Raw genomic sequence first — 1,108 nt, 5'->3', positions numbered from 1 at the left:
GTGAATCCGAATTCTTCGACGGTGCGAGAGCAGCTCCTGGAGGTCCGTAATCTGCGCAAGTCCTTCGGCTCCCTGGAGGTACTGAAGGGCGTCAGCATCGGCGCAGCGCAGGGCGATATCGTCACGCTGATCGGCAGCTCCGGGTCCGGCAAGAGTACCCTGATCCGTTGTATCAATTTTCTTGAAGAGCCTTCCGCCGGAGAAATCGTACTGGACGGCATCGTCTTTCCTGCTATGGCGCGGGATCGGCGCACAAGGAAGCAGAATGCGGAGCTGATCGCGCTGCGCCGCAAAGTCGGAATGGTGTTCCAGTCCTTCAACCTTTGGCCGCATCGAAGCGCGATCGAGAACGTCATGGAGGGGCCCGTACAGGTGCTCGGGCTATCCAAGAAGGAGGCTCGGGAGCGGTCGCTCGGCTATCTCGATAAGGTTGGCCTTGCGGACCGAATTGATCATTACCCCTCTCAGCTTTCGGGTGGGCAGCAGCAGCGCGTAGCAATCGCGCGCGCGCTTGCGATGGAACCTGAAGTCCTTCTCTTCGACGAGCCGACGTCGGCGCTTGATCCCGAACTTGTGGGCGAAGTGTTGCGCGTCATGCAGAACCTGGCGGCGGAGGGAAGGACGATGATCATCGTCACCCATGAAATGCAGTTCGCGCTCGAGGTTTCCTCGGAGGTCGTCTTCCTTTCGAAGGGCAATATAGAAGAAAGAGGCAAGCCCTCGGACATCCTGAAATCTCCGAAGTCGGAGGCGCTCGCTTCCTTCCTGCAAAGATATCGATCCTAGTCAACATTAAGAAAAGGGGAACCTGATATGAACATGTTGAAAATGCTGTCGTCTACCGTAGTCGCGGCTGTTGTCAGCGTAGCAGCCTTCTCATCTGCGAGTGCCGATGAAACCATCAAGATCGGCATCGATGCCGCCTACAAGCCGTACGCTTACGTAGAAGCCAATGGCGAGCTGGCGGGGTTCGAGATTGACCTCATCAAGGCGGTCTGCGCTGAAATCAAGGCGAATTGCGAGCTTTCGAACGTGCCGTGGGATGGCATCTTCACGGCGCTCGAAACCGGAACGATCGATATGATCGGCACCACTGTCACGAAGACAA

Annotated in this window: 2 protein-coding genes; both read left to right on the top strand. The window is 57.0% G+C overall.

Features of this window, described 5'->3' with window-relative positions:
• Positions 1 to 36: 36 nt before the first annotated feature.
• A complete protein-coding gene (locus CO676_RS34275; protein WP_348628097.1) occupies positions 37 to 786 on the top strand; it encodes an amino acid ABC transporter ATP-binding protein in 750 nt (249 codons plus the stop codon).
• Between the two features lie 27 nt (positions 787 to 813).
• On the top strand, positions 814 to 1,108 hold a 295-nt coding region (locus CO676_RS34270; protein WP_144340263.1), incomplete at its 3' end, for a transporter substrate-binding domain-containing protein.

It is taken from the genome of Sinorhizobium sp. BJ1, assembly GCF_002531555.1.
In the GTDB taxonomy this organism is placed as follows: domain Bacteria; phylum Pseudomonadota; class Alphaproteobacteria; order Rhizobiales; family Rhizobiaceae; genus Sinorhizobium; species Sinorhizobium fredii_B.
This window is presented reverse-complemented; position numbering and strand designations above follow the sequence as displayed.